The sequence below is a fragment of the Allobosea sp. P4_C6 genome, assembly GCF_056402015.1.
Genome location: NZ_JBFUIF010000017.1, coordinates 187705 through 195542 on the forward strand (window position 1 = coordinate 187705; position 7838 = coordinate 195542).

General features: G+C 65.4%; 7 protein-coding genes. 3 read left to right on the top strand and 4 right to left on the bottom strand.

What is annotated here, in order from left to right; translation table 11 throughout:
- The first annotated feature begins 2 nt into the window (after window positions 1-2).
- From AC1DVA_RS14680 to AC1DVA_RS14690, 3 genes are read left to right on the top strand one after another with little or no spacing between them, the layout of a single operon-like run.
- On the top strand, window positions 3-1043 hold the full coding sequence (locus AC1DVA_RS14680) for a TAXI family TRAP transporter solute-binding subunit (protein WP_265051756.1): 1041 nt from the start codon (window positions 3-5) through the stop codon (window positions 1041-1043).
- Complete coding sequence (locus tag AC1DVA_RS14685; protein ID WP_476806316.1) at window positions 1040-1567, top strand: hypothetical protein; 528 nt, start codon at window positions 1040-1042, stop codon at window positions 1565-1567. The genes AC1DVA_RS14680 and AC1DVA_RS14685 overlap by 4 nt, the downstream gene beginning before the upstream one ends.
- Window positions 1568-1592: 25 nt before the next feature.
- Window positions 1593-2099 carry a DsrE family protein gene (locus AC1DVA_RS14690; RefSeq protein ID WP_476806317.1) on the top strand — a complete coding sequence of 169 codons (507 nt, stop codon included), beginning with the start codon at window positions 1593-1595 and terminating at the stop codon, window positions 2097-2099.
- Between the two features lie 121 nt (window positions 2100-2220).
- On the opposite strand, the gene AC1DVA_RS14695 is transcribed toward AC1DVA_RS14690, so the two are convergent.
- From AC1DVA_RS14695 to AC1DVA_RS14710, 4 genes are read right to left on the bottom strand one after another with little or no spacing between them, the layout of a single operon-like run.
- Window positions 2221-3870: a dipeptide ABC transporter ATP-binding protein gene (locus AC1DVA_RS14695; RefSeq protein ID WP_476806318.1), complete on the bottom strand. Its 1650-nt coding sequence runs from the start codon at window positions 3868-3870 to the stop codon at window positions 2221-2223.
- 26 nt (window positions 3871-3896) lie between these two features.
- Window positions 3897-4763, bottom strand: a complete 867-nt coding sequence (locus AC1DVA_RS14700) for an ABC transporter permease (protein WP_476806319.1) — start codon at window positions 4761-4763, stop codon at window positions 3897-3899.
- Window positions 4760-5710, bottom strand: a complete 951-nt coding sequence (locus tag AC1DVA_RS14705; protein WP_476806320.1) for an ABC transporter permease — start codon at window positions 5708-5710, stop codon at window positions 4760-4762. Before AC1DVA_RS14705 ends, AC1DVA_RS14700 begins: the two co-directional genes overlap by 4 nt.
- The gene (locus AC1DVA_RS14710; protein ID WP_476806331.1) at window positions 5691-7247 is read right to left on the bottom strand and encodes an ABC transporter substrate-binding protein; all 1557 of its coding nucleotides are present in this window, start codon (window positions 7245-7247) and stop codon (window positions 5691-5693) included. Before AC1DVA_RS14710 ends, AC1DVA_RS14705 begins: the two co-directional genes overlap by 20 nt.
- Between the last annotated feature and the right edge of the window lie 591 nt (window positions 7248-7838).

Here is a 7838-nt window from a genome sequence, read left to right on the forward strand (position 1 = left end):
GGATGAACCTGCTCCCGATACGGCGCCTGCTCCTGCTGATCGCATGCGCTGCGCTCGCTCCGGTCTTCGTGCCGACCCATTCGCAGGCGCAGCCATCACAGGTCAGCGCCCAGAGCACAGCCTCACCGCGCCGGACGCGTCCGCCCGAAACGGAGCAGGAGAAGACCAATGCCTGGACGGTCGGCCTCGCCGCAGGCCTGCTGGAGGGCGCGCCGCTTCGCCTGGGCGCCGAGATGGCTCGCGTCGTCGATGACGGGCCGAATCTGCATGTCCTGCCGATCGTCACGCGCGGTGCCACGGAAAACCTGAACTCGCTGCTGTATCTGCGCGGCATCGATACGGCGATCATCAACTCCGACGCGCTGGAAGAGTACAAGATTCAGGTCCCCCAGATCCGGCGCAAGATCACTTACCTGCTCAATCTGTTTCCGTCGGAGCTGCATGTTTTCGTTCGGCCCGAGATTCAAAGCCTGCAGGATCTCGCGGGGAAGAAAGTCAATTTCAACACCCGTGGAACCGCCGCCGCCTATTCGGGGCCGCTGATCTTCAGTCGCCTCGGCATCAATGCGGAGCAGACCTTCATTCCCCATCAGGTCGCGCTCGAGCAGATGCGCAAGGGCGAGATGGCGGCTGTCGTTTTCATCACATCCAAGCCGGTGGACGCGTTCGTGCGCGGGCGCTTCGAGCCCGGCTTCAAGTTTCTCCCCGTCAAATACGACAGCAAATTCGAGGATTACTACCTGCCGGCGGTGCTCGAAGCGGGCGAATACCCCGGCCTGATCAAGCCTGGAGAACGCGTGCCGACGATTGCGGTGCCGACTGCGCTCGTCGCGTTCAACTGGCCGGCGCAGACCAACCGCCATGATCGCGTGGCCCGCTTCGTCGATATCCTGTTCAGCCGCATCGGGAAGCTGCAGGAGCCGGGTTTCGACGAGAAATGGAAGTCGATCAATCTGGCCGCGACGGTTCCGGGGCTCGACCGGTTCGCGGCAGCTCAGGAATGGCTGGATCGCCAGGGATCTGCACCGCGAGTGTCTCGATGAAAGGGATTGCGCTGGTCGCCGCCTTCGAGATTGCGAGCCGGATCGCTCTGGCGCAGGGAGCGGCCGAGCTGGCGGGCGGTGGTGACTGGATCATCAGCGAAACCACATCACCAGTGAACTATACGCCGATGGTCACGGCGACGACATCGTCCAGCGTCGGTTCCGGGTCTCCGATGCAGCTTTCCATGTACTGCCGCGGGGGCCGAACGGAGATGGTCGTGACGGGACCAGCCATCTCCGGCAGCGGCGCCGATTACGTTTTGTCCTACGGCCTCAATGACGGTCAGCTCGTGCAGGTTGCGGCGGGGCCGCCATTGTTTGGAGCCGGGGCCGCATTCAAGGGCGACGTCGCAAGGCTGCTGCTCTCCCTTCCCGACGAGGGGGGCATGGCCATCCGCCTCTCGACACCTCAAGGGGCCGCCTATGACGGGCRCTTCTCTCTCAAAGGGCTGAAGGCGGCCAGAGACAGGGTCGCCACAGCCTGCAAATGGCCGAACGCTATGTCCGGATCACGTCGCGAATAGTCCTCGAACTCAAAGGCGGAATGCAATGACAACCAGGATTCGAGCCATTTTCGGAGCTGCTCTTGCGGGCGGACTGGGCCTCCTCGTCGCTGTGTCGCCGTCGGCGGCGCAAGACAAGAAGCCCATGCCGGTTCCGACAGCCAAGCTGCAGGCGGCCGACAAGAAGCCGCATCACCTCATCCTGCAGGTGAATACGAACGAAGCGGGGATGATGAATCTCGCGCTCAACAATGCGACCAATGTCGCGCAATATTACCAGGACCTCGGGGAGAAAGTGGAGATCGAAGTCGTCACCTTCGGGCCCGGTCTCCACATGCTGCGGGATGACACGTCACCGGTGAAAGCACGGATCAAGGCGATTGCGGCGAGCACATCMGCAATCTCCTTCAAAGCCTGCGGAAATACACAGGCTGGGATGAGCAAAGCCGAGAACAAGGACATCGCACTTATTCCGGAGGCAGCAGTGGTGAAATCCGGCGTCGTGCGCGTCATGGAGTTGCAGGAGAAAGGCTGGACCTATGTCAGGCCGTGACTGACACGGGTCCGCGACTTTCTGGCGCCAGGCGTGTTTCCCCTGCCGATCGCTTGAAGCCCACAGTCCTTCGGCCGGGGGTGGGCGTCGGCAGGTTCAGTGTTTCAGGCAAAACGAGCAGCTACAGTCGAGGAACCGCTTCGAGGAGGCGGCGCGTATAGGCGTGTTTGGGGGCGCTGAACACGTCTTCGGCCGGGCCGGTCTCGACGATGACGCCGTCCTTCATCACCGCGATGCGGTCGCTCATGTGGCGGATCACGCCGAGATCATGTGAAATGAAGAGCATCGCCAGCCCGAGCCGGTGCTGAAGCGAGATCAGCAGGTCGAGCACCTGCGCCTGCGTCGTGACATCGAGCGCGGAAACGGGTTCGTCGCAGATCAGCAGATCGGGCTCGCTGGCCAGCGCCTGCGCGATCGAGACACGCTGCCGCTGGCCGCCCGACAATGTGGTCGGCCGCCGGCCGAGGATATCCGGCGGGAGATTGACCAGCCGAACCAGCTCCTGCACGCGCTCCGCTCGCTCGGCCTTGCCGAGGCCGGTGTGAAGGCGAAGTGGCTGCTCGATGATCCGCTGGACGGTATAGCGCGGGTCGAAGGAATTCAGCGGGTCCTGGACGATCGTTTGGATGTGCCGGCGCAAAGGGCGCCGCAGGCGTTCGGATGGCTGGCTCCAAGGAAGCCCGCGAAAGAGGACTTCACCCTCATCCGGCCTGCGCAGCGCGAGCGCGACCTTGCCGATCGTCGTCTTGCCGGAGCCCGATTCCCCGACGATGCCGAGGGTTTCGCCCCGGTAGACTTCAAGCGAAACACCATTCGCGGCATGGGTCACGCCGCGATCCGGGCGGGCGAAGCGGACCGCGATGTCGCGCATGGCGAGGATGGGTTCCAGACGATCGGGCTGCGCCTTGACCGGCCGGAGGCCGGGCGCAGACAGCCAGCGGCCTCGCGTCGCCGCGCCCGGCACGGCCGACAACAGGCGTTGCGTGTATTCATGACGCGGGTTCCGGAGAACCTCGGCGGCCGGCCCGGTTTCGACCAGTTCGCCGTTCTGCATGACGGCGATCCTGCCGGCGAGCTGTGCCGCCACGGCCAGATCGTGCGTGATGAGCAGGATGCCGTGCCCGGCCTTGGCGAGCCCGCCGAACACCGTCAGAATCTGCTGCTGGACAGTGACATCCAGCGCGGTTGTCGGCTCGTCCGCGATCAGCAGGCGCGGCCGGGCGGCCAATGCGGAGGCGATGAGCGCTCGCTGCCGCAGCCCACCGGAGAGCTCGTGCGGATACTGCGCGGCACGCATCGCCGGATCGGGGACGCCGACGCGAGCAAGCAGGGTTTCGACCTCCTTGCCGACCTCGCTTCGCGGGAACAGCGCGTGGGTCAGGATCGGCTCGCCGACCTCTCGCCCGACCGTGCGAAGGGGATCCAGCGAGACGAGCGCGTCCTGCAGCACGAAACCGATCTCCCGGCCGCGAATCCTGGACCACTGCCGGTCTGTGAGACCGATCAGCTCGACGGATTCGCCGCCATGGCCCGAGAGGCGCATGGCCTTGGCGCTCACCTGCGCTCCCGGTCCCACCAGGCCGACGAGCGCGCGTGCGGTCACCGACTTTCCCGAGCCGGATTCGCCGACGATGGCAAGGATTTCGCCTGAGCCGACGGCAAAGGAGATGCCCCGCACGACCTCCGTCGGTCCGTTCCTGCCGGGGAAGGCTATGCGCAGGCCCTCGACCTCGATGATGGTTGGTCGAGAAGCCGGCGCTGCCGCGGTCAAGTCTTGCCGCCCTACGAGTTGGACGTTCACGGCACGTCTCCCTGTGACAGCAGGAGCTGCAGGCGACGCCCCAGGATCGTGATCGCGATGACCGAGGCGGCGACGGCGGTTGCCGGGAGGAAGCTGACCCAGGGAGCGATGTCGAGGAAGTTGCGGCCATCGGCCAGAAGCGCCCCCCACTCGGCGGCCGGAGGCACCACGCCGAGGCCGATGAAGCTCAGGGCCGAGGCCGACAGCACGGCGTTGCCGACGCCGATGGTCGCGAGGACGACGAGCGGCCTGACGGCGTTGGGAACGACATGACGGGCGATGATCGCCTGCGTCGGTTCGCCGAGCGCCACGGCATGCTCGATATAGCCGGATTGCCAGACGCGGAGCACCTGCGAGCGCACCAGCCTCGCATAGCCCGCGATGCTGGAAAGCCCTACGGCGAGCAGGGTGTTCGTGGGGCCTCGGCCGAGCACAGCGATGATCAGCAGGGCGAGCAGGATTTCCGGAAAGGCGAGCAGGATGTCGATCAGCCGCACCAGTAGGCGCTGCAGTCCGGGCGGTGCGAGACCCGCCGCCGTCCCCAGCAGCACGCCCCCCGCGCAGCCGATGAGCGTCGCGCCGATGCCGATGCCCAGGGACTGCGAGGTGCCGTAGACCACGCGGGTGAAGACGTCGCGGCCGAGCTGGTCGGTTCCGAACCAGTGCGAGAGGCTGGGCGGCAGCAGGATCGCGTCGGTATCGACCGCATCGGGCGCCAGCGACGTGAACCAGTGCGGCGCGCCGGCGGCGGCCAGAAGAAGCAGGACGAAGGCGAGCGGGACGAGCAGCCCCGGCGCGCGCCACGGATTCCCGGCACGCCTGCCGCTGCGGGTGCGGGCGATGATATCGAGAACCTCGCTCATCGCGTCGCCCTCCGCAGGCGCGGATCGATCAGCAGATAGAGCGCATCCACGAGCAGATTGATCAGCACCGAGACGAGAGCCGACAGCATCACCAGCCCGAGCAGGAGCGGCATGTCGCGCGTCTTGATCGCCTGCAAGGTGATCTGGCCGATGCCGGACCGTCCGAACACCGTCTCGGTCAGGATCGAGCCGGCCAGAACGCCGGCGAAGAGCGTGCCGGTGAGCGTCGAGACCGCGAGCGCGGCATGCCGCAGAGCATGACGCAGGCGCAGCTGCGTTTCGCTGACACCGCGTGTTCGGACGGTCAAGGCGAAGGGTTGCAGGAGCGCTTCCTCCAGCCCGTCCCGCAAGACCTGGCTCAGCAGCGCCGCGAGCGGCAGACTCAGCGCGACGGCGGGCAGAACCAGGGCATGGATGCCCTCTCCGCCGATGATCGGGAACCAGCCGAGATAGAAGCTGAAGACCGTCAACAGCAGAAGGCCGACCCAATAGACCGGCGTGCTCAGCACGGCGAGCTCCAGTCCGGCGAGAAGAGTCCGCAGGCCCTTGCGCCGCCCGGCTGTAGCCAGTGCGTTGACGAAGGCGAGGCCGAGAGCCAGCGCCATCGCGGTTCCAGCGAGCTGAAGCGTCGGCCCGGCCGCCTCGCTGACGACGTCCACGACGGGCTGCCGGTATTGATAGCTCTGGCCGAAATCGCCGAGCAGCGCATGGCCGATATAGCGCGCATATTGCACCGCCAATGGCTGATCGAGCCCGAATTGTTGGATCAGCGCCTCGCGCTCGGCCGCGTCGACGATGTTCTCGCCTCCGGTGAGAACCGCGACGGGATCGCCGGGGATCGCCTTGACCGCCACGAAGGTGATCGTGGCCGCGCCCCAGAGCACGGCGACGACCACCCCAAGGCGCCTCAGCCCGACGGGCAAGGCCTTACGGAGCCAGCCAGGCATCGTAGAAGTTCGGCTTCGCGTTCGTTGCCCAGCTGATGCCTTGCAGCTTCTTCGAGGCGCCGAGCTGGTAGGCGGCGACATAGAGCGGCACGGCATAGGCCTGGCCGATGATCTCGGCCTGCGCCTGGCCGTAGAGGCGCCGGCGCTCGTCGCCGGTGGCGCCGATCGCCTTGGTCAGGATGTCGTCGAGGCTCTTCACGCGGGCGTTGTTGGAGCCATTCGGAGGAATATAGGCCGAATGGAAGACGGTCCGCAGGATGTCCGGCTCGGCGCGCACATAGTATAGCGAGGTGAGATCATAGTCGTTCGCCCCCGTGCGGGCCGTGTAGCCGCCGGCATCGACCGGATCGAGCTGCAGGTCGAAGCCCGCCTTCTTCACCGAGAACTGGACGGCCTGGGCCAGCGTGAGGTCCGAGGCGCCCCAGGCGGCTGCGTCATAGACGAAACGGACAGCAAGCCGTTCTCCGCCCTTCGCGCGAATGCCTTCGGCATCCCTGGCGCTCCAGCCGGCCTCGTCGAGCAGCCTTGCGGCCTTCTGCGGATCGAAGCCCCAGCCCGATGCGATCTTCGGGTCGTGGTAGAGCGTCGAAGGGCCGAGGATATTGTCGGCCGCTTTCAGGCTGCCGAAGAAGGCGGCCTTGACCGCGGATGGCGCATCGACGGCGCTCTGGAAGGCCTGGCGGACGCGGGCATCGGCGAAAGGCCCCCGGCTCGTGTTGAGGAAAAGCGCGCGGTTCACGCCGGGGTTCTCCCGCGTCACGACCTGAAGGCGATTATCCGCCTGGACCGTTCGGAAACTGGCCGGCGGCACCTCGTCGATCGCTTGTGCCTGCCCGCTGCTGAGCGCGCCTAGGCGAACGGAGGATTCGGGCAGATATCGGAACACGATGGCGTCGAGATGGGCCGGCCCCTGATGCGCCGCATAGCCGGGGCTCCAGTTGTAGTCGCCACGCTTTGTCAGCCGGCTGCCGCTGCCCTTGGTGAAGCTTTCGAGCAGGAACGGGCCTGAGCCGATGACGGTATTGGTCGTGCTTTTGGCATTGCGCAGATAGGTCGGCGACTGGATGCCGAGATAGGGCAGGCTGAGCCCCTGCAGGAGCGGCGCGAAGGACTGCTTGTAGGAAATGACGAGGGTTCCGGAATCTGGGGCCGCGATGCTGTCGACCGGCCCAAGCAACGATTTCGCGTAGCTCGACGTGGTCTTGGGGTCGAGGATGCGGTCGAAGTTGAACTTCACCGCTTCGGCATCGAGCGGAGTGCCGTCGCTGAAGGTCACGCCGCGTCGCAGATGGAAGGTGTAGACGGTGTTGTCGGCGTTCACCTCCCAGCGTTCCGCCAGCCAGGGCGCGAAGCGATTATCCTCGGCCTGGCCGACAAGGGAGTCGACGAGATTGCGCGTGATGAGCGCCGTGATGGAGTTGCCCGTGATCGAGGGGTCGATGATCGCGGTGTCGCTCGCCAGGCCCACAGTCAGCGTACCACCAGCGACCGGCTTGCCTGCGGGCTGGTTGTCGGCGGCGAATGCCGGGTTGCCCATCGCAAGCAAGGAAACGGCAACTGCCGCCGCGAGCAGGCGATGTCCACGAGCAGGAGCGGCGTTATGAGCGGATGGGCGCCACGCGCGGCGGACAATGTGGAGTTCGGCCTGGTTCATTGAGAAACCTTCAGATGAAAAGCAGCATCGGCGCAGGCCTGCGATGGCCGCGACCTTGAGCCTCTGGCGCGTTGGAAATCGGTGTTCGGTCGAAGCTGTGCCGGTGAGATCGGCGGTCTACTTCCCGCCACGGCGAGGCGTTTCGCCGGTGCGTGTCCAGTGCAGAAAAGCAGACAGGCGCAGCAGAGCGTGGACGATGAAATTGAAGGGCACAATCATGGGCTTTCCTCAAAATAAAAGGAGCCCACGGCTATGCTCGTGGTGCTTTTAGCATTGGTGACGCGGTGCAAGCTGCTCCAACAAMKCCCGCGATCGTCATGGTCGGAACCGCGACGATGTCAGTAATAATCGTGTGACACTGGCACTGCGTCAATCGAATGGCTTTTCAAATACATTCGATCGCAAGCAAAAATCCGCTTCGGCCGGGCTCCGCGACGGAATGTTCAACCTGCGCGGCTTTACCGGGAGCAATTC